This window comes from Alcaligenes sp. SJTW-7 (genome assembly GCF_047716895.1).
In the GTDB taxonomy this organism is placed as follows: Bacteria; Pseudomonadota; Gammaproteobacteria; order Burkholderiales; family Burkholderiaceae_B; genus Alcaligenes; species Alcaligenes ammonioxydans.
Genome location: NZ_CP136682.1, coordinates 2827277 through 2848045, shown reverse-complemented (window position 1 = coordinate 2848045; position 20769 = coordinate 2827277). Strand labels below are relative to the sequence as shown.

Genomic DNA, 20769 nt, shown 5'->3' with positions numbered 1-20769 from the left:
GGGGTCAGAACAGCACGCTCAGGTTGTGGGATGTGATGACGACTTGATCCAGAACGATCTCGCGTTCATACAGTTCCCAGCCAAAGCGGTTGTCTGCGCGACGTACATAATCCAGGCGCTTGCCGGCGTACCAGGTTTCGTCCTTTTCTTTCTGGGCGCGGTACAGGATGTAGTTGCTGCGGATCTGGTAACCCTGCCCGTCAGCGGTGGGCCGGATACGCAGATTGCTGACAAAGTGGCGGGTGCGCGAGGGCGGCTCCTCCGCCCAGGCCATCCCGGTTTCCAGACGAGCGACGCGGCGTTCCAGCTGGAATTTGTTGTCGTTGAAAATCCAGGTGGTGGGCGGCTGTACGCTGCGACGGCGGTCACGGGTTTGCGCATTGGTGGTGCTGCGCATGTGGTAATGCACGTCCTCGGACAGCAGATCCAGCCAGTCGCGAAATTGCCAGTCGTCCAGCAGTTCGGCTTCCATGTAAAGGAAGTCGGCAATTTCGTGATGCACGTGCATGTCGACGATGGCGGTTTGGGTCGGTTCTTCAATGACGGCGCTCATTTCACCAGCTCCTCTTCATAGACACGGCTGCGCTCCAGCACTTCATCCCAGGTCTCGGACACCATCAGGTCGGCCCAGTACTTGTACAGACCGCGAGCGGCTGTTTCGGAGAAGATGTAGTTGGTGACGCCCGGCACGCCATCGCTGCGCAGACCTTCGTTGCCCAGGCCCATTTCCATGCACAGCTGGGTGTTGCGTGCGCGCTTGCCGCGCAGGATTTTCTGAATTTCAGCCCAGTTCTCGGAGTCGTCCTGCTCCAGGAAACCGGCGGGGCCAAAGGCGCGGGTGGCGCTGCGCTCAAAGGCGGCCTTCACATCGTCGGGTGCAGCGGCATCGGCAATGCAAAATGCCCAGACTTCCACCTGGTTCGGGCCACGTGGATGCCAGACGCGCAGCGTCGCCGTGCCGTTCAGCCAGCTCAGGGTGGGGAACATATTGTTGTGACCGGCCAGACGCAGGGCACGCACCTCGCCCAGGCGCTCGTGGGCTTCGGCATAAGTGTCGCGAAAGTACTGCGACACTTCACCGTCCACCCATACGTTGGCATCGGGCTGCTCGGTAAAGAAAAAGCCACTGCCATGGCCGCGTTGGCCATATTGAACGGCGTCCTTGGCGGTTTCCCACACAGGGCGTGCGGTTTGGCCGGCACCCAGCGCTTTATCCTCGTCACCCGGTTTCTGGCCCAGCACTTGCACGGCAGAAGCGTGCGAGAACAAGGCGTGATACTGGTCGGATGCGAACTGTTCAGCGGGGAACTTCCAGTTGCACTCGATGGTCCATTTCTGAACACCACCGATGATTTCGGTACCGCCTTCGCGCCGGTCCAGAACTCCGTCCAGGTACCAGGCAATGTCGCCCATGTACTCTTCCAGATCGGGAGCGGTGGCGTCCCAATTGCCAAAGACCAGGCCTTTGTATACTTTGACGCGGGTCACTTCCTGCAGACCCCACTTTTCCTTGCACAAGCCTTGCGGATAGGCGCGCGGCTCCAGCGGTACATCCACCAGATCGCCGTTGGTGCCATAGCTCCAGCCGTGGTAGGGACAGGTAAAGGCTTTGGTATTGCCCGAGTCGGCATAGGACACGCGCATCGAGCGGTGTCGGCATTGGTTCAGGAAGGCCTTGATCGAGCCGTCTTTTTGACGGACCACGATAATCGGGTCTTCACCCATATAGGTATTGAAGAAATCTCCCGCTTTGGGAATCTGGCTGGTATGACACAAAAACAGCCAGGTACGGCCAAAGATGCGTTCCAGCTCCAGCTCATAAATATCCGGGTCGGTGTAAATGGAAGGGGTAACGCGTCCATTACGCGCATCGACCAAGGCTTCGATTTTTTCAGGGTTGATTCCCATCGCTTGCTCCTCGCTATTGCAATGCGTGCTTTTGCAAAACAGGTTTTTGTCGCCAAGGGCAAAATGTAGAAGCTTGAAATGAATCCGACCAATACTTGCTTTAGATCGGGTGATCGGCAAAGCCGATAAGTCCGGCTTAAGACCCTGGTTTGGGTAGGGTCTAAGGGCGAAGTCCAGTATTGATGCGGGTTTGATAGGGGTTAGGGTTTACGATAGGCATGAATGCTGCGATGCAGCATTCAACCTGGGGGCTGATTTTGAAGGCCGTAGAGCAGCGACAATAGGGCTTGCAAGACGGGCTGACCCGGTGGGAGAACTGCTGGCCGGACCAGACCCTGTTCGGGTTTGAGCCGGGCAGGCGTGATCAATTTGACAGGAGACAAACTTGGAATTGCGACACTTGCGTTATTTCGTTGCCGTCGCGGAAGAGTTGAATTTCACCCGTGCTGCGGAACGGCTCTACACTTCTCAGCCCTCTTTGAGTGAGCAGATCCGCAATCTGGAAGAGGAGATCGGTTACCCCTTGCTGAACCGTACGCGGCGCAAAGTTGAGTTGACAGAAGCCGGGGTGGTTTTCCTGGAGGATGCGCGCGAGATCTTGCATAAAGTGGAGCAGGCTCTGGTACGTGCGGGCAGGGTGGCTTCACAGGCTCGGGAAGTGCTGACGATAGGCTTTGTGCCTGCTGCAGAGGTGCGTATCTTCCCCTCTGTTCTCCCTGCCTTTCGTGCCGCCTTTCCACAAGTGGATGTGGTGTTGCGCAGCCTGACCTCCAATGAGCAGGAAGGAGCCCTGGCCCGGGGAGAGCTGGATCTGGGTTTTATGCGCGGGCCGGTGCGCGCCACCAATGTCTGTAGCGAGGTCGTTCTGGATGAGCCCTTGCGGGTCTATTTGCCCAAAGGGCACCGCCTGGAAGCCTACAGCCTGATACCTCCCGCCCGCTTGAATCGTCTGCCCATGATCGCCGTTGACCGCTCTTACGGTCGGTCCATGCATGATGTGCTGGCCCGCTACCTGGCTCACCATAAAGTGGTGCCCGAGCATACCTACAACTCGGCCAACCCCTTGATGAGCATTAATCTGGTGGCGGCCGGGCTGGGTTATACCTTGTTGCCCACGTACGCGGAATACTTCATGCCCAAGAACGTGGTGTCACGCCCCTTGATTGGTGGCGGGCCGCGGTGTGAACTTTTTATGGCTTACCCTCGTGAGACAGGCTGCATGAGCGAGGCGGCTGTCAGCCTGATAGAACGCATACGGGAGCTGGCACGCTGGCATGGTTCGGGACCGTCAGCCGCCAGTCATTTGAAACAGGCACCCAGCAAGATCGCCTGTCTGTGAAAGGCCTGGAGGGGCCGGTTTTCTGTCTGGCTGTGGCGGGGCGGCACAGCCTTCCCAGCATGGCTTTGGGCATGAAAACAGCCCCCATTCGGGGGCTGCCTCAGTGTGGCGGGATCGCAGAGAAGGGACGACTTACTTATCTTCCACAAAGCGCATGCGGAAGCGGCGGCCCTTGATATTCGTTTCGGCGATCCGATCAAAGTATTGTCGGGCAATCCGGCGATCCAGCGCCACGTAGGAACGGGCATCGGTAATCGCAATCTTGCCGACTTGCTCACCTTTCAGCCCCACATCGCGGGTCAAGGCACCGAGCAGGTCGCCGGGGCGCAACTTGTCTTTTTTGCCGCCCTGAATTTCCAGCGTCATCATGGGCGCGCGTAACGGCTCTTTGGACTGAGGGCGCAAGCCTTTCAGGTTGCTCCATTTGACTTCGCTGCCCTGAAACTCCTCGATCAACTTCACCCAGCGCTGTTCGCTGCGCGAGACCAGATTCAGGGCCAGGCCTTTCTGATCACCACGACCCACACGGCCCACACGGTGGATATGCACTTCGCTGTCTTTGGTAACGTCCACGTTGATGACAGCGCCTAGATTCTGAATATCCAGACCGCGCGAGGCCACGTCGGTGGCTACCAGTACAGCGCAGCTCTGGTTGGAGAACTGCACCAGAATTTCGTCGCGGTCACGCTGCTCCAGATCGCCGGTCAGCGCCAGGGCCTGGATGCCTTCGGATTGCAGCTCTTCCACTACTTCCTGACACCGCATTTTGGTGTTGCAGAAAATCAGGGTAGAGGCGGGGCGGAAGTGCTCCAGCAAGGTCACCACGGCAGACAGGCGTTGCTCGGGGTGGACTTCATAAAAGATCTGCTCGATCTGACTGGCATCGTGCAGCGCCTCCACCTTGACTTCTGCAGGTTTATGCAAAAAGCGGGCGCTGAGCTTACGGATGTTCTCGGGGTAGGTGGCCGAGAACAGCAGTGTCTGACGGCGGGGAGGGCAGTGTGAAGCAATCGCCACAATATCATCATGAAAACCCATGTCCACCATGCGGTCGGCTTCGTCCAGAACCAGTGTTTTCAGGGTCGACAAGTCCAGATTGCCTCGCTCCAGATGATCCTGAATCCGGCCTGGTGTTCCCACTACCACGTGAGCGCCATTGCGCAAGGCTTCTGTCTGCGGACGCGAGGGCACGCCCCCACACAAGGTCAGCATGCGCACGTTAGGAATCTGGCGAGCCAGACGGCGCAACTCGGTGGTGACCTGATCGGCCAGTTCGCGCGTGGGGCAGATCACCAAGGCTTGTGGTGTCAGTTTGCTGGGGTTGAGGGTTTGCAACAGACCCAGGCCAAAGGCGGCCGTTTTGCCGCTGCCGGTCTTGGCTTGGGCGATCAGGTCACGGCCTTGCAGAATCAGCGGCAGGCTTTGCTCCTGAATCGCCGTCATGTTTTCAAAACCCAGACTGTCGAGGGTTTCAAGCAAGGCGGGCAGAAGGGGAAGGGTACTGAAAGAGGTATGTGGCACGATGGGAGACATCAAAAAGAACTGCAAAATAAAGGATTTAGCGACAGTTTACCGTTTGCGGACCGATGGCTGGGAAATAATAGAAGGCAGTCCGAGCGGGGACAGTTGCCGATCATGATTCAAACAAAAAGGGGCGGCAGAAGCGGCCCCTTTTTGCAGCGCGTCGTACAGATCTGGATGCGCTTATGCTTTGCGCGATGCGCCCAGACGCTCCGAGAGGCGATTGGCCAGTTTACGCATGGCTTCCCCTGCACGGCGCTGGGCTGCCTCGTCCGCTTCCTGGGTGAGCAAACTGACCGCGACCCCGGCCACGGCAGCACGGTTATTGGAGTCGAACACCGCGGCTCCAAAACAGTGCATGCCATCCCGTACGCCACAGGCATCCACCGAATAGCCCAGGCGCTGCACGTCGCTGAGCTCCACCATCAATTCTTCCTTGTTGCGCGGGCCGTGCGCCGTCAAAGGGTCGGGCCAGGGATGATTCAGGGCCTGGTCCAGTTCCGGCGCTGGCAACGTGCTGAGCATGGCTTTACCGGTGGCGGTGTAGACCGCCGGCAGGCGCATGCCGGCGCGGAAGGTGAAACCCAGCGGCCGGGTCCCGTTTCGACAGGCAATGTAGACCACATCTTCACCATCCAGAATGGACAGGGTAATCGTCTCTTCCGGCAGGACGCGCATGTCGTCCCAGGCGGCAAAAAATTCCTGTGTCAGATCCAGCTGGGACAGGAACGCATTGGCCCAGCCCATGACGTGTGTGCCCAAGGTGAAACTGCCATTTTCCAGCTTACGGATCAGGTGCAGATCCAGTAGCGTGGTGCACAGACCATACAGGGAACTTTTGGGCATACCCAGACGTTTGACCAGGTCCGTAAATGACAGGGGCTCCGGTGAGGCCGCCAATTCGTCCAGTACGGTGACTGCGCGTACTACAGCCGGAACCAGTTTCTTCTCTTCCACTACGACTAACTCCATAACAACACACAGGAAGTCCAGTGAGCCCGGATGCACGGGTGCTGAACTCTGGAAACAGGGGTAAGGGACCGTCCGTACAAGGTGCAGCATCCCATAATCGAGCCGGCCGGACCAGACGTACAGGTCCTGCATTAGGCCAGATTTGCCGCTTTGATGCCAGCGCTCCATTGTGCCCTCAAACGCCCTAAAACAAAAAATACGGCGACTGATCTTATACGGGTAAACCCGTAAGCCGATTCGTTGACGACGCGTTTTTTCGGCTCCTATAATTCTACCAAGTTCACTATAAGAGAAACAGGTTCAGCATAATGAACAATATCGCGGCATCATTGATTAGCAAACTGAAGGACCCCAGCCTGGCCAAAGATCAGTCCTGGACCGCTCAGGGTTGGGTCAGCGCGGGGGATGGCAACACGTTTGCCGTTCTGAATCCGGCCACGGGTGAGTGCCTGGCCAATGTCGCCAGCCTGGCCACGAAAGAGATTGAAGCGGTCATCAGCGATGCTGAAGTGGCCCAGCGCGAGTGGAAGGCACGCAGCGGGCACGAGCGCGCCAAGCTGTTGCGCGCCTGGTTCGATGCGCTGGTGGCCAATGCGGATGACCTGGCCACCATCATGACCATGGAACAGGGCAAGCCCTGGGCCGAGGCTCGTGGCGAAGTGCTGTACGCGGCTTCCTTTGTGGAATGGTTCAGCGAAGAGGCCAAGCGCGTGTATGGCGACGTGGTCGGCCACCCCCAGGCGGACAAACGCATTGTGGTGGTCAAGCAGCCCGTGGGCGTATGCGCGGCCATCACCCCCTGGAACTTCCCGGCGGCCATGATTACCCGCAAGGTTGCACCCGCTTTAGCGGCTGGTTGCAGCATTATTGTTCGTCCTGCCGACCTGACTCCCCTGACCGCCCTGGCGCTGGCCGTCCTGGCCGAGCGCGTGGGTATTCCCGCGGGTGTGTTCCAGCTGGTAACTGGCCAGTCCCGCGTGGTGGGTGCCGCCCTGACGGAAAGCCCTATCGTGCGCAAGTTGTCCTTTACCGGTTCCACCGAGGTGGGTCGCTTGCTGATGGCACAGTGTGCTCCCACCATCAAGCGCTTGTCGCTGGAACTGGGTGGCAATGCGCCCTTCATCGTATTTGACGATGCGGATCTGGATGCGGCCGTTGAAGGCGCGATGGCGTCCAAGTACCGCAACAGCGGTCAGACATGTGTGTGCGCCAACCGCTTTTTGGTGCAGGACGGTATTTATGACCGCTTTGCCAAAGCCCTGGGCGAACGTGTGGCTGCCCTGAAAGTGGGCAACGGTATGGACGAAGGCGTAGAGCAAGGTCCGCTGATCGAGCAAAAGGCCGTCAATCGCCTGCGCGAACTGATTGATGATGCCGTTCAGAAGGGGGCCCGCGTTTTGCAAGGCGGCCAGCCCCATCCTTTGGGCGGTACCTACTTTGCACCCACCGTGCTGGGTGAGGCGACACCCGCCATGCGCGTGGCCCGTGAAGAATTGTTTGGCCCTGTGGCACCTTTGTTCCGCTTCAAAGATGAAGCCGAAGCCATCGCGATGGCCAATGACACCGAGTATGGTCTGGCTGCCTATTTGTTCACGCGTGACAACGCCCGTGCCTGGCGCATGGGCGAAGCGCTGGAATACGGCATGGTCGGCGTCAATACCGGTTTGATTTCCAACGAAGTCGCCCCGTTTGGCGGCGTCAAGCAATCCGGTCTGGGTCGTGAAGGCTCCCGTTATGGGATCGACGAGTACCTGGAAATCAAATACATGTGCCAGCAGCTGTAAGTTGATACATACCCGCGCCCCGCGCAGCGAAGGGGGACGCTTTGCCGATAGCGCAGAGCGCCCCATCAGCAGAACCCCACAATAAGCTAAATAAGGAGACGTTATGTCTATCCTGTCTGCAACCCCACGCAAACTGACCCTGGCCCTGACGTTGGCCACGGCTGGCCTTTTGTCCGGCACGACTGCCCTGGCAGAAGAGGTCAAACCCATCAAGATTGGTGTGGTCACCTTCTTGTCCGGCGCGGCCTCCGGTCCTTTTGGCGTGCCTGCCAAGAATGCCGCTGAACTGACGGCTGCCCAGTTGAACGAAGGCAAGGTCCCCGCCCCTTACAACACCAAGGGTCTGGGCGGTGCACCGATTGAACTGGTTTTCATTGACGAGAACGGTGGTACTGCTAAGCAGGTCAGCGAATACCGCAACCTGGTTCAGCAACAAAACGTGGACATCGTGGTCGGCTACATCTCTTCGGGCGATTGTCTGGCCGTGGCCCCCGTTGCTGAAGAACTGAAAAAACTGACCCTGATTTTCGACTGCGGCACACCGCGTCTGTTTGAAGATGCCAGCTACAAATACGTGTTCCGTCCGGTGGCCCACGCCACGATGGACAACGTGGCCGCTGCCCGCTTTGTGCTGGAGCGCAACCCCGAACTCAAGAGCTACGCCGGTATCAACCAGAACTACGCCTGGGGTCAGGATGCTTGGCACGACTTTGAAGGCACATTGCAAGCGCTCAAGCCCGGCGTAGAAGCCAAGACCTCGCAAATGCCCAAACTGGGCGCGGGCCAGTACAATGCCGAGATCTCTTCCCTGATGGCGGCCCGTCCAGAAGTGATTCACTCCAGCTTCTGGGGTGGCGATCTGGAAGGCTTTGTGGTGCAGGCTCTGCCACGTGGTTTGTTCCGCAACACCCTGACCGTGCTGACTGCTGGCGAAACAGCAACGCACCGAGCAAACAACCAGATCCCCACAGGCACCATCATTGGCGCTCGCGGTCCACACGCTGCGTTTGCCCCTGACAATGAATTGAACCGGTGGTTGCGTGCCAGCTACCGCGAGCAGTTCAATGCGGACCCCAGCTACCCTTCCTACAAGATGACACAGACGTTGCTGGGTTTGAAAGCCGCTTATGAAAAAGCCCAGGCTGCCAACGACGGTAAAACACCGTCCACCGAACAAGTGATCAGTGCTTTCGAGCATCTGACCTTCGAGAGCCCATCGGGTGATGTCAGCATGTCCTTGGGCAAAGGCCACCAGGCTGTTCAAGGTACGACCTTGGGCGTGGTGAAAAACGACAAGGGCGTGATCAGCTACACCGATCTGCGTCACTTCAAACCTGAAGAAGTGACACCGCCCGAAGGCGTGAAATCCATCGACTGGATCAAGGGCGGCTTGAAGCACTGATACGGACAGGCGTCCTGACAAGGACGCTGCTCTGAACCTGAGGGCCTGCAAGACCTTGTTTTGTATGTCCGGTCTTTACCACGGGGACGCTCCCAGGGTAAAGGCCCCCTCGGGGGGAAGCAAGCCGAAGGCGTAGCCAGGGCGCATGTTTACCGCCGGGCTGTTCCCCAGGTAAAAGCTCCCCCGTTTGGGGGAGGCACACCCACGCTGCGGCGTGGTGGCATTTTTTATTCCATTTCCACAGAAACCGACTATGTCTCTTCTTTCTGCTGCCTTAATAGATGGCATCATGTACGCCGCCTGGCTGTTTCTGGTCGCGGTCGGACTCACGCTGATCTATGGTGTGATGAAGATCCTGAACATGGCCCACGGCAGCCTCTATACCATTGGCGCTTACACCGCTGTCACCATGGTGACGCAGTGGCTCTCTACCGATCACAGCCCGTACGGCAGCTATCTGATGCTGATCCTGGCCGCGGTCATTGCCGGTCTGGTGCTGGGTCTTGTCATTGAATACGGCCTGCTGCGCTTTTTCTACCAGGAAGAGCCGGTTGTCTCTTTGCTGATTACCTATGCGGTATTCCTGATCCTGGAAGATACCGTCAAACTGGTCTGGGGTGTCGATCCTTACGTGATCGCCGAGCCTTACGGTTTGCTGGGTAACGTCGAATTCGGTGATCTGTTCTACCCCACCTACAGCTTTGTGATTGTCGTGGCGGCCATTCTGGCTGGCTTGTGCCTGACCTTGTTCCTGAAGTATTCGCGTCAGGGCCGCATCTTGCTGGCCGTGATTCATGACCGTGAAGTCAGTCAGGCCATGGGCATCAATGTGCAACGCTACTTCCTGCTGACCTTTATTGCCGGTGCCACACTGGCTGCGCTGGGTGGCGCGCTGACGGCCCCCACAATTTCTGTGGCGCCCGGCATGGGGGTGGAGGTCATTGTGATGGCTTTCGCCGTGGTCGTGATTGGCGGTCTGGGCTCCTTGCCCGGCGCTGCGCTTGGCGCAGTGATTGTTGGCCTGGTGCGCTCTTTTGCTGTTCACTACTGGCCCGAAATCGAACTTTTCTCCATCTACGCGGTAATGGCCTTGGTGCTGGCCGTCCGTCCTAAAGGACTGTTTGCTGCTGCCGAGGCCCGAAAGATATGAACAAGACCAACATTACGCTTAAGCAGGGCATGATTGCCCTGACCATTACGGTGGCTGCCCTTATTGTGGGCTTTGGCCTGCCATCCTGGCAGTTTCTGATTACAGTGGCGCTGGCCAAGGGGTTGGTTGCCCTGGGCGTGGTGCTGTTGCTGCGCTCGGGCCTGGCCTCTTTCGGTCAGGGTCTGTACTACTGCATTGGCGCCTATGGCGTCGGCATGGCCATGAACTATCTGGACTGGCGCGAAACCGTCATCCTGCTGCCTTTTGCCGCCGCTTGTGCCGCGTTGCTTGCCTGGGTACTGGGTTTTCTGCTGGCTCGCTACCGCGATATTTTCTTTGCCATGCTCAGTCTGGCGCTGTCCATGATTATGTACGGCCTGCTGGTGCGTAACCCCAGCCTGGGCGGCAGTGACGGTTTTAATGTTCATGCTCCCTCTTTTCTGTGGGGAACGTTCGCCGATACGTTGTCGCGTCCGGGTGTGTTTGTCCTGACCGTGGTGCTGGTCGGTGTGGTGCTGTGGGCCATGCAAGGCTTCTTGCGCAGCCGCGCCGGTCGTCTCGGCCCAGCGATCAAGGACAATGAAATCCGCGTTGAATACCTGGGGGCTTCGGCCTACCGCAATATTCACCTGAGCTACGTGCTGGCTGCCGCGCTGGCCGGTCTGGGCGGTGCCCTGTCCTCGCTGAGCATCGGTCACGTAGACCCTGAACTGGCGTTCTGGACCACCTCGGGCGAGTTCATCTTCATTGCTGTGCTGGGCGGTACTCGTAATGCTTACGCGCCTTTCCTGGGTGCCTTGAGCCTGGAACTGATCCGCACACTGGCCTACCAATATGCCCCTAACACCTGGCAGATTGTCATGGGTGTCAGCATGTTGGCCCTGATTGTGTTTTTGCCCGGTGGCCTGATCAGTATTTTGAACCGTCGCAATGCGGCTGCTACCTCCAACGATTCTTCTTCACCGACAGGGGCCCGCTCATGAGTCAGTCACCCTTGATTTCCGCTAAAGGTTTGTGCAAGCAGTTTGGCGCTGTCCACGCTGCACGCGATATGACCGTTGATATCCATGCGCAAACCATTACGGGCCTGATTGGCACCAATGGCGCAGGTAAAACCACCTTCGTGAACATGTTGACCGGCTACATGAAGCCGGACTCGGGCAATATCTTTTTTGCCGGTCGCGAGATTACGGGTTTGCCACCACGGGAAGTGACCCGCATGGGTATCGCCCGTTCTTTCCAGATTCCGCAGCTGTTTACCTCGCTGAACGCCCTGGAAAACGTGGAAATTGCCCTGGGCGTGGCCAAACAGTCCTTGTCCGAAGCCAGTGCAATTCTGGAGCGTTTCGGCCTGAGCGCTTTCGCCCAGTCCCAGGCAGGCACCTTGCCCGAAGGGATTCGCAAGTTGCTGGACATTGCGCTGGCCATGGTGGCCCAGCCTAAAGTGCTCTTGCTGGACGAGCCCACCAGTGGCGTTGCCAGTGACGAGAAATTTGAAGTGATGGACCGCGTCATGAAAGTGGTCCGTGATGCGGGCGTGACGGTTCTGTTTGTGGAGCACGATATGGAAATCGTGCGTCGCTACAGTGATCGCGTGCTGGCTTTCTACGACGGCACCATTTTGGCCAACGGCACTCCAGACGAAGTGCTGGCCCATGAGCAGGTTCGTGAATACATCATCGGCGAGCCGGTGGGACGCAATAAACAGGAGGCCGATCATGCTGCTTGATGTCAAAAATCTGGATGTACGTATTGGCCCGACCAGCATCTTGCGCCAGGTAAACCTGCAAGTGCGCCAAGGCCAGATCGTGGGTCTGGCCGGCCGTAATGGGGCAGGTAAAACCACGCTGATGCGTACGGTAATGGGCTTGCTGGCCGTGGAAAACGGCTCGATTCAGTTCGATGGGCAGGAGCTGGCCAAGATGCCCGCTTACCGTCGCACCAGCCTGGGCATGGGTTTTGCCCCGGAGGATCGCAAATTGATCCCTGAGCTGAGCGTGGAAGAGAACATCCGCCTGCCCGCCTGGGCACTGAAATCTCAGGATATCGAAGCGCGTCTGGACCGTGTCTGGCGCATCATCCCGGAATTGAAGGTGTTTGGCCCGCGCCGTGCCTTGCAGTTGTCCGGAGGGCAACAAAAGCTGGTTGCCATTGGGCGCGCCTTGATGACTGCCGACAAGCTGCTGTTGCTGGACGAGCCTTTTGAAGGCGTCGCGCCTGCGCTGTCCAAGCGTATTGCGGAAGTGGTGGGCGAGCTGAGCAAAGAAGGCTTCAGTGCTTTGTTGTCGGGTGCCGACTTGCAGCACGCCGGCAATGTGATTGATTACACCTACCGGATGGACCGCGGCCGTATCGAAGTACCGCAGCCCGCCATACCATAAGGAGAAAGCCCATGTCGGCATTCGAGTTCAGAACCACCCCCGCTATTTACGTTGAAAGCGGAGCCGCTGCCCGGCTCGGCCAGATCCTGCGCAAGCGCTACTCGCAAGAGCGTGTTTGTCTGGTGACTGACCGATTCCTGCACGAAAGCGGTCTGCTGGACCCTGCACTGGCTGATCTGAAAGCCAACGGCTGGAGCGTGCAAGTGATTGATGATGTGATTGCCGATCCGCCCGAGCATATTGTCCTGCAGGCGACCGAGCGCGCCCGTCAGGCCAAGACGGAAATCGTGGTTGGTTTGGGGGGCGGCTCGTCGATGGACGTGGCCAAGCTGCTGGCTGTGTTGCTGGCGTCGGACCAGCCCCTGCAAGAGATGTATGGCATTGATAAGGTGCGCGGCTCACGCCTGCCCTTGGTGCAGATTCCGACCACAGCGGGAACAGGGTCGGAAGTGACGCCTATTTCCATCGTGACCACCGGCGAGACCACCAAATCCGGTGTGGTCGCTCCCGAGCTGTACGCCGACCTGGCCATTCTGGACTCGGAACTGACATTAGGTCTGCCTCCCCGTATTACGGCGGCGACCGGTATCGACGCCATGGTCCACGCCATCGAGGCCTACACCAGCCGTATCCTGAAAAACCCGCTCTCGGACAACCTGGCCAAACAAGCCCTGCGTCTGATTGGCGGCAAGCTGGTACACGTTTGTCGCAACGGCCAGGATGCCGCTGCACGTCAGGACATCCTGCTGGGCGCCACGCTGGCTGGTCAGGCTTTTGCGAACGCCCCCGTGGGTGCCGTACACGCATTGGCTTACCCGATCGGCGGTATTTTCCACGTGCCACATGGCTTGTCGAACTCGCTGGTTCTGCCGCACGTTCTGCGCTTTAACGCTCCGGCTGCGGCCCCGTTGTATGCCGAGCTGGCTGAAGTGCTGATTCCCGGCATCCAGGGTGATGAGGCCTCCAAGACCGAAGCCTTCATCAACTTCATGGAACAGATCGCCATTGATACCGGCATCGAGCGCCAACTGCGCGACGTGGGTATCAAGGAAAGCGACTTGCGTCGTATGGCCCAGGAAGCCATGAAACAAACCCGTCTGCTGGGCAACAACCCCCGCGACGTGACCGAAGACGACGCTTTCGCTATTTACAGCGCCGCGTTCTGATAGACCGCTTACAGCGGAAACCGTTTTGCCTGAGTCTGGTGCTGTGCCGGCTCAGGTTTTTTTTGTTCTAGGAAAAGCAAGCCTCAACGAGTAGGGCAGGAAGGGGTAGCCAAGCGGGTACTTGCTGTTCTTGCGAGTCTGCAGACTAAGGTAGGGTGTTGCTCACGTCGTCTGCTTTGCCTTTCTTTTTTTCTTTGGCCTCGGTGTCAGCCCGCTGTGCTGCTGCGTCAGCTGCGCGACGAGGACTAGGGCTGTTTTCTACTCAAGGCGGCGTCGTCCAGTGCCGTTGGGAATAGGGGCTGACCGGCTCAGGAGGAGGCTTTGGGTGGGCATTATTATTGTGCGGCCATTCTCAGCGCTGGTTTCAAGGAGGCGGCCAGCATTTGCCCATGATTCAGTTCGCTAAAGTTTTCGTAACTGACATTCAGCCCCGCATCCCGCAGATACGTGGCCAGATCCTGGGTAGACCAGTGTGCTGCGGCATTGCTCATGGAGGTATTTCTGCGCTGCCCGCCAACCAGGATGGCGATGTGCTTGTCCTTCGCCAGCGACATATCAAAGGCCAGGGCAGTCTTGACCAGAATGCCATCGTGCCACCATAAGGAGGGATCCCCCGCGACGTAGCGATGGTATCGATCGGGACGGTTGAACAGGGTGTACAAGGTGAACAAGCCGCCGTACGAGTGGCCCCATAGCGTCTGGCGCGAGCGGTCAATCAGTTCGCGGTTTTCGACCATCGGCTTGATCTGCGTTTCGATATAGTCCAGAAAAACATCTGCGCCGCCACCCAAACGGCCCCGGACTTCCACCGTTTTGTTCGGGCCGTTGTCTGTGACGGGAGGCGTGTAGTCAAAAGAACGGGCAAGCACATCGTGGCGGGCATCGGTGTCATAGCCAATGGCGACCAGAACCGGGGCAGATAGGGCACTGATGGCTTTCAAGTCGTCCACCTCGATACTGGCCATGGCGGCATTGCCATCCAGCATGTAAATCACGGGATGACCGCGTGCAGGAGCAGGGCGGTTTGGCGTACCGATCTGGATTTTGTAGCGCCGCTGGCCGTCCTGCGAGTTCATGAACAGCGTCTCAAAGCGGTACAGGCTTTGTTGCTGGTCCACGATGGTAGGACCTACTGGCTCGTCCCAGGGGCGGGTGCTTTGCTGGGCGTGAGTATGAGCGGCAAGGGTGAGGGTCAAGCAGAGCGTGACGGCATTGAGCAGAAAGCGGGGCAGGAAAGTCATTATCAAGGTGTGAAACGGGAAAATTAATTGCTAATGATTATTATTACATCTCAGGGCTTCAGGAAGAGTAAACCCATTTTGTTTTCCCGTCCCTTTTGATAAGCCCAACGCGGTTGACGGGCACGAGGGAGACATAAAGCCACCATATAATTGAGAATGTGTGTTATTCTCAATTATGCTGTTTCCCCTTGCCGTCGTGGCCTGCTCTGGTAAAGAGAAGGAGCTGCGGGTCTGGCTTGAGCATTTCCCCCTCTCGATTGCTATGATCAGATTTACGGTATCGGACTTTAACCGGCTCGGTAGTCCAATGGGTTTCCGCTATTGCTTGCCGGAGTACACCGGCCCGAAGCAGGACATGGAGCAGCTGTGCATTGCTCAGGGCAAGGTGCAGGACTATGAGCTTCGGCCAGGCATGAAGATGGTGCTGTCGGACATCATCACTCATCATCAATACGCAGCGACCTCACTGGCCGCCCCGCAGTTTTCAGCAATTGTCATTGTGCGGGGGCGGGCACACGCGCAGCTTGCCAAGCAGAGTTCGCTTAGCATGACGGCCCAACGGGGAGCCACAATTGCCCATGCTGATGCCTTGACCGTGACAGGAATCCACCCTGCCGGGCAGCGCCTGCGGGGCCTTAATATCACCATGAGCACCCCAGACAGTCTGGCTGATTCGCCGCTGGGCGAAGCCCTGGCTGGCGTCATGGCTTCAACGCAAATATGGTTGCGACCCTGGGCCGTACCCCCTCACTTGCTGACCGCTATCGATCAATTGATCGACAGCCCCTTGCAAGGAGCATTGCATCACCTGTTGCTGGAGGGGATCAGCCTGCAAGTGTTGGCCCACGCGCTGGATGGACTGGCTCGAAGCACAGAAAAAAATTCCCCTGTCTCGATCCGTGATCGGCAATTGCTCGAACGCGTTAAAGAATGTCTCTATCAGGCCCCCGGCGAGGATCACACTCTGGCTGAACTGGCGCGGCTGGCCTGCATGAGCCCCAGCACCTTGCGCTTGAAGTTTCAGGCTGTCTATGGATGCTCGGTTTTTAGCTGGCTGCGTGAACGCAGGTTGGAACTGGCGCGTGAATATCTGATGCAAGGGGGGAGCGTGCAGCAGGCGGCGCACTCTGTCGGATACCGCCATGCCACCAACTTTGCGACGGCATTTCGCGAGCGCTACGGCATATCGCCTAGCGAGTTGAGCCAAGCTTGATAGATGTGCTGGCCGATGCGATCCGGCGGCGGTGGCGAGCTGGGCGCCAGTACAGCCAGGAAGGGTGTTTGGCATAGCGTTTTTGCGTTTATGAATACATCACTACCAAATATGTAGATGATAATTATTCGCATCTAAAACCTATGCCGAGATTGACCTTCATGTCTGCTGTTTTTTCCAGCTCTGCCTGCTTGCGTGTCCGTCTACTGACGTCCCTTTCCCGGTCAGCCCTGTGGTTGGCGACGGCCGCCAGCCCCGTCTGGGCGCAAGGCAGTGCGCCTGAACCCTCGCCGGTGGAGTTATCCGTAATTACCATTCAAGGCAGTCGGGACCCGGGTGTGACAGAAACCAGCGGGTCCTACACCGCCAAGGCCATGAGCACGGCCACTGGTTTGTCACTGTCCATTCGGGAAACGCCACAGTCGGTCAGCGTGGTCAGCCGTCAGATGATGGATGACAGGGGTATGCAAACGACGGCAGATGCGCTGCAAAGCGCGCCGGGTGTTTCGGTGACGCGCAGCGACACCAACCGCTATTCGTTCTCGTCCCGTGGCTTTGCCATAGATAACTACCAATTCGACGGCTGGACCCAGCCTGTTCTGTCTCCGTGGGCGTTCGGAGAGAGTAATCTGGATTTGGTGGTATTTGACCGGGTGGAGGTGGTGCGCGGTGCCACCGGTTTGATGACAGGCGCGGGTAACCCTTCTGCAGCGGTCAACTATGTGCGCAAACGGCCTTTACGGGACTTGGCGTTCTCGGCCGGGGTGCAGACCGGTAGTTGGGATTTCGCACGAGGCTACGCAGACGTTTCTGCACCGATTAGCCTGGATGGTCGTGTGCGCGGGCGTCTCGTGGGCGCTTATGGCAAGGGTAATAGCTACACGGATTGGCAGGATACGCAGACGCGTACGCTGTATGGCGTGATGACGGCTGATCTGATCCCGGGGATGGAGCTGAGCGGCGGGGTGGCCTATCAGTCCAGCGCCAATAATGGCTTTGGCAGCGGTTTCCCGCTGTTTTATAGCGACGGCTCGCGTACGGACTTCAAGCGCTCGGTTTCTAACAACAGTGATTGGTCACGTATCGAGAACGACACACTCACTGGCTTTGTGGATGTCAGCCACCAGTTTGCCAATCACTTGAAACTGCGCCTGAGCTATAACCAGTCGCATACGGATGCGTCCATGAAACAGATTTTCCGCGGGGGCTATCCGGACCGGGACACGGGTCTCGGGATGTCCAACTCCTATTCGTTTTATAAGGGGGAAGTGCGTCGCCAGGCTTTCAATGCTGCTTTGTCGGGGCCTGTGGAGCTGTTTGGCAAAGAGCACGAGTTTTCGGTGGGGTGGACGACATCTCGGGATCGAGTCTCCTTTCCCCAGTATCGTGCCATGGCGCCGTTGCCGGATGCGGGCAGCTTTTATCAGCCCGGGCTTGTGTCCGAGCCGGTCTGGTCCGCCAATCCTTCCCAGGCGGATGATACGGATAACCGACAATCGGGAGCTTATGCCGTGGCCCGTCTGAGCCTGCGGGATAGTCTGCGCTTGATGGTGGGCGGGCGGTTGAGCAATTGGGAAACGGACCAGACCTACTTTGGTGCTAAACGTCAGTATCGTCATCGGAATGAATTGATTCCTTATGCTGGCCTGACTTATGACTTCGATGACAGCTATACGGCCTACGCCAGCTATACAGCGATTTTCAAACCACAAAATGCACGCGATGAGCAAGGTGAGATTCTTGCGCCGATCACGGGTACAAGTTACGAACTCGGGCTGAAAGCGGCCTGGCTGGACGGACGGTTAAATGCTGCGGTGTCTGTCTTTCAGACGCGACAGGACAACCTGGCTCAGGCCACTGGCAAGCAGGTGATGGGCGCGCCGCCCAACACCCCTGCTTATCGCCCGGTCTCGGGTGCCAAGGTGGAGGGGATTGAACTGGAACTGGGCGGTGAAGTGATGCCCGGTTGGAACGTGGCCAGCAGCCTGACTACGTTTACCGCCAAGGATGCACAGGGCAAGCCTATTAACACAAACAAGCCGCGTACCTTGTTCAAGCTCTTTACCACGTACCGCATGCAGGGAGATTGGCAAGGACTGACAGTGGGCGGTGGCATCGATTGGCAAAACCGCATGTACCAGGATGCGACCGCGCCGGGGCGCAACGTGGTCAAGGTAGAGCAGGGCAGCTATGCCATCGTCAACGTGATGGCCCGCTATAACTTTAACAAGCGTATGTCTGCCACCTTGAACGTGAACAACCTGTTCGACAAGAAGTACTACTCGCAGATCGGTTTTTATAATCAGGGCTGGTATGGCGCGCCTCAGAACGTAATGCTGTCCCTGAAAGCGCAATATTGAGACTGGGCCAAGGGCGGGCTCGCCCTTCTGTGAAGCCCGCTTGTGCCGATGCTAGGGACCGATAATGGGTTTTCTATCGAGTAGGCAAGGTTTGAGTGGGCCTTTGTGCTGGATGAATTGTGTTGTGAATGTGTCGGCACAAACCGGCTTGCCATACAAATAACCTTGTACTTCGGGGCATTCATTACTTCTCAGGAACTGAAGTTGCTCCTCGGTTTCCACGCCTTCTGCAATGACATCCAGACCAAAGTTTTTAGCCAAGTAGATAATCGCCTTGACCAGGGCGGCGTTCCCGGTATCTTCGTGGACATTGCGGATAAAAGAGCGGTCAATTTTCAGTCGGCTGACTGGGTAGGTTTTGAGCAGGCTCAATGATGCATAGCCCGTCCCGTAGTCGTCGAAGGCCAGGCCAATGCCGAGGTCACGTAAACTGTGGAGCAGGTTCTTGGTCACCATGTCGTTGCGGAACAAGGATGTTTCCACAATCTCCAGTTCCAGACAGTGCGCTGGCAGGCCTGTTTCAGCCAGGATGGTGCTGATCGTGGAGCGCAGACGATTGGTTCGTAGCTGTGCCTCGAACAGGTTCACGCCAATCCGAAAAGTGGGGATGGTCGCGTGCCAGTGCGCGGCCTGACGGCATGCCGTGCGTATTATCCACGCCCCTATGGCAGGGGCAGACTGCTTTTCGTTGAGCACATCAATAAAAGAGACCGGGGATAACAAGCCTCGTGTTGGATGATTCCATCGGAGCAGCGCCTCCGCGCCGGTCAGCAATCCGCTGCGGGTAGAGACCTGGGGTTGGTAGAAAAGCTCAAACTCCCCGTGTTCAAAAGCCAGGCGTAGCTCCCGCTCGAACGATCTGCGTGCGACCGCCACTTCACGCAAGAGTGAAGAGAACATCACGTAGTGTCGTTTCCCGGAGGATTTGGCTTTGTACAGCGCCAGATCGGCAGCGTTCAGAACCTCCTCGGCGCTGGTGCCGTGCATCAGCGTCAGCGCCACTCCCATGCTGGCACTGGTTTCAATAACCTGGCCAGCAAAGTTGCAGGGTGTCGCCAAGGTATTGAGCAGCGTTTGAGCCGCGATGCGGGCGGCCTGCTCCTGATTGCCGGGTAGCAAGGCCACAAACTCGTCGCCGCCCAGTCGAGCAAGCATGATCGCGTCAGGAAAGGCGGACTTCATTTGCTGTGCAATATGTTTGAGGACGGCATCGCCGGCGGAATGTCCGAAGGTGTCGTTAATCTCCTTGAAGTCATCCAGATCGATCAGCAAGATGGTGGCGGGCGCTTCTTCGGCAAGTGTCTGGGCAAGGCGTGCCTGCCACATTCCCCGGTTGGCAAGCCCTGTCAGGGCATCGAGCGAAGCCAGCTGGAACAGTCTTTCTTCATGGTGCCGCCGCGCCGTGGTGTCTCGAACAATGGCGCCGATATGGCGTGAGCCGGCCTCAGTCCAGGTCGATAGGGAGAACTCTGCCGGGAATTCGGTGCCATCCTTGCGCAAAGCGGACAGTTCGATCCTGCGGTCAGGCAGTTTCATCTGTTCGCCCTGCTGGAGTCGGACAAGTTCGTGCTCGTAAACCTTGCGCCAGTTGTCAGGCACAATGATCGAGCCGGGTTGCCCCAGAATTTCTTCCGCTACATAGCCAAAGATCTTTTCGGCAGAATGATTCCATAAGGTAATGCGGCCATGCTCATCCGAGCCGATGATGGCATCGGGAGAGGCGGTCGCGATATTTTCAAATCGGGCTTTGCTGACTGATGGAGTCTGTTCCAGACGACGGGCTTGCATACGTTCCATGATCAGGCTGGCCAGATCGGACAGATTGGCTCGCTCGTCATCGCTAAAGGCTTGTCGTGGCTTGGTATCAATCAGGCACACGGTGCCTAATCGTTCTCCTGTTGGGGCCAGCAGCGGCTTTCCGGCATAAAAGCGAACGAAGGGCGGGCCCGTAACTAAAGGGTTCGAAGCAAAGCGTGGATCTTGCAGGGCATCGGGGATCAGTAGAATGTCATTGGACAGGATGGCATGTGCGCACAAGGAATCAGCGCGACTGATCTCGTTCAGGTCCGTACCCACGCGCGCCTTGAAAAACTGTCGATCTTTATCGATCAGTGTGATCAGAACGATGGGAACCTTGAATAGCCTGGCCGCCAGGTTGGCGAGTCGGTCAAACTCCTCGGTGGGAGGGGCATCGAGCAGTTTGTACTCCGCCAGGGCGCGTAGGCGACGATCTTCTTCGACAGATACCGGGTAGGAGGGGGCGCTCATGGTTGTCCAGTGCTCCATAGGGTCGGCTGTAAAAAACAATCAGTAATGGGGCCCATCTCGATAA

At 57.8% G+C, this 20769-nt stretch carries 16 protein-coding genes; 10 read left to right on the top strand and 6 right to left on the bottom strand.

Annotated features, from left to right (window positions below; translation table 11 throughout):
• Nucleotides 1–4: 4 nt before the first annotated feature.
• Together hcaF and hcaE are read right to left on the bottom strand one after the other, a co-directional pair.
• Complete coding sequence (gene hcaF, locus RSQ48_RS12910; protein WP_003803263.1) at nucleotides 5–553, bottom strand: 3-phenylpropionate/cinnamic acid dioxygenase subunit beta; 549 nt, start codon at nucleotides 551–553, stop codon at nucleotides 5–7.
• Nucleotides 550–1908 carry a 3-phenylpropionate/cinnamic acid dioxygenase subunit alpha gene (hcaE, locus tag RSQ48_RS12905; RefSeq protein ID WP_003803265.1) on the bottom strand — a complete coding sequence of 453 codons (1359 nt, stop codon included), beginning with the start codon at nucleotides 1906–1908 and terminating at the stop codon, nucleotides 550–552. Before hcaE ends, hcaF begins: the two co-directional genes overlap by 4 nt.
• A gap of 385 nt (nucleotides 1909–2293) precedes the next feature.
• Between hcaE and RSQ48_RS12900 the strand changes: the two genes are divergently transcribed.
• Entirely contained in the window at nucleotides 2294–3247 is a 954-nt protein-coding gene (locus RSQ48_RS12900) for a LysR substrate-binding domain-containing protein (RefSeq protein ID WP_003803266.1), read from the top strand.
• 132 nt (nucleotides 3248–3379) lie between these two features.
• Here the strand turns inward: RSQ48_RS12900 and dbpA are convergent, their stop codons facing one another.
• Entirely contained in the window at nucleotides 3380–4780 is a 1401-nt protein-coding gene (dbpA, locus tag RSQ48_RS12895) for an ATP-dependent RNA helicase DbpA (RefSeq protein ID WP_415301864.1), read from the bottom strand.
• Nucleotides 4781–4951: 171 nt separating this feature from the next.
• Nucleotides 4952–5740, bottom strand: coding sequence for an IclR family transcriptional regulator (locus tag RSQ48_RS12890; RefSeq protein WP_230406188.1), 789 nt, complete (start codon nucleotides 5738–5740; stop codon nucleotides 4952–4954).
• 308 nt (nucleotides 5741–6048) lie between these two features.
• Here RSQ48_RS12890 and RSQ48_RS12885 point away from each other — a divergent pair, with 308 nt between their 5' ends.
• The 7 genes from RSQ48_RS12885 to RSQ48_RS12855 all read left to right on the top strand — a co-directional run bounded on the left by RSQ48_RS12885 (nucleotide 6049) and on the right by RSQ48_RS12855 (nucleotide 13623).
• Nucleotides 6049–7524 (top strand): NAD-dependent succinate-semialdehyde dehydrogenase, encoded by a 1476-nt coding sequence (locus RSQ48_RS12885; RefSeq protein ID WP_003803274.1) that lies wholly within the window; start codon nucleotides 6049–6051, stop codon nucleotides 7522–7524.
• Between the two features lie 103 nt (nucleotides 7525–7627).
• The gene (locus RSQ48_RS12880) at nucleotides 7628–8926 is read left to right on the top strand and encodes an ABC transporter substrate-binding protein (protein WP_131070808.1); all 1299 of its coding nucleotides are present in this window, start codon (nucleotides 7628–7630) and stop codon (nucleotides 8924–8926) included.
• A 253-nt stretch (nucleotides 8927–9179) separates the two neighbouring features.
• Nucleotides 9180–10076, top strand: a complete 897-nt coding sequence (locus RSQ48_RS12875; protein WP_039943692.1) for a branched-chain amino acid ABC transporter permease — start codon at nucleotides 9180–9182, stop codon at nucleotides 10074–10076.
• On the top strand, nucleotides 10073–11059 hold the full coding sequence (locus RSQ48_RS12870; RefSeq protein ID WP_003803280.1) for a branched-chain amino acid ABC transporter permease: 987 nt from the start codon (nucleotides 10073–10075) through the stop codon (nucleotides 11057–11059). The genes RSQ48_RS12875 and RSQ48_RS12870 overlap by 4 nt, the downstream gene beginning before the upstream one ends.
• Nucleotides 11056–11805, top strand: coding sequence for an ABC transporter ATP-binding protein (locus RSQ48_RS12865; protein WP_059318043.1), 750 nt, complete (start codon nucleotides 11056–11058; stop codon nucleotides 11803–11805). Before RSQ48_RS12870 ends, RSQ48_RS12865 begins: the two co-directional genes overlap by 4 nt.
• Nucleotides 11795–12457 carry an ABC transporter ATP-binding protein gene (locus RSQ48_RS12860; RefSeq protein ID WP_003803284.1) on the top strand — a complete coding sequence of 221 codons (663 nt, stop codon included), beginning with the start codon at nucleotides 11795–11797 and terminating at the stop codon, nucleotides 12455–12457. The genes RSQ48_RS12865 and RSQ48_RS12860 overlap by 11 nt, the downstream gene beginning before the upstream one ends.
• 11 nt (nucleotides 12458–12468) lie before the next feature.
• Complete coding sequence (locus tag RSQ48_RS12855) at nucleotides 12469–13623, top strand: iron-containing alcohol dehydrogenase (protein WP_415301863.1); 1155 nt, start codon at nucleotides 12469–12471, stop codon at nucleotides 13621–13623.
• Between the two features lie 335 nt (nucleotides 13624–13958).
• Here RSQ48_RS12855 and RSQ48_RS12850 read toward each other — a convergent pair whose 3' ends face one another.
• Nucleotides 13959–14864 carry an alpha/beta hydrolase gene (locus tag RSQ48_RS12850; RefSeq protein WP_415301862.1) on the bottom strand — a complete coding sequence of 302 codons (906 nt, stop codon included), beginning with the start codon at nucleotides 14862–14864 and terminating at the stop codon, nucleotides 13959–13961.
• Between the two features lie 262 nt (nucleotides 14865–15126).
• Between RSQ48_RS12850 and RSQ48_RS12845 the strand changes: the two genes are divergently transcribed.
• Together RSQ48_RS12845 and RSQ48_RS12840 are read left to right on the top strand one after the other, a co-directional pair.
• Nucleotides 15127–16077, top strand: a complete 951-nt coding sequence (locus tag RSQ48_RS12845) for a helix-turn-helix transcriptional regulator (RefSeq protein WP_415301861.1) — start codon at nucleotides 15127–15129, stop codon at nucleotides 16075–16077.
• Between the two features lie 161 nt (nucleotides 16078–16238).
• The gene (locus tag RSQ48_RS12840) at nucleotides 16239–18437 is read left to right on the top strand and encodes a TonB-dependent siderophore receptor (RefSeq protein ID WP_415301860.1); all 2199 of its coding nucleotides are present in this window, start codon (nucleotides 16239–16241) and stop codon (nucleotides 18435–18437) included.
• Between the two features lie 51 nt (nucleotides 18438–18488).
• Here the strand turns inward: RSQ48_RS12840 and RSQ48_RS12835 are convergent, their stop codons facing one another.
• The gene (locus RSQ48_RS12835; protein WP_415301859.1) at nucleotides 18489–20705 is read right to left on the bottom strand and encodes a putative bifunctional diguanylate cyclase/phosphodiesterase; all 2217 of its coding nucleotides are present in this window, start codon (nucleotides 20703–20705) and stop codon (nucleotides 18489–18491) included.
• Between the last annotated feature and the right edge of the window lie 64 nt (nucleotides 20706–20769).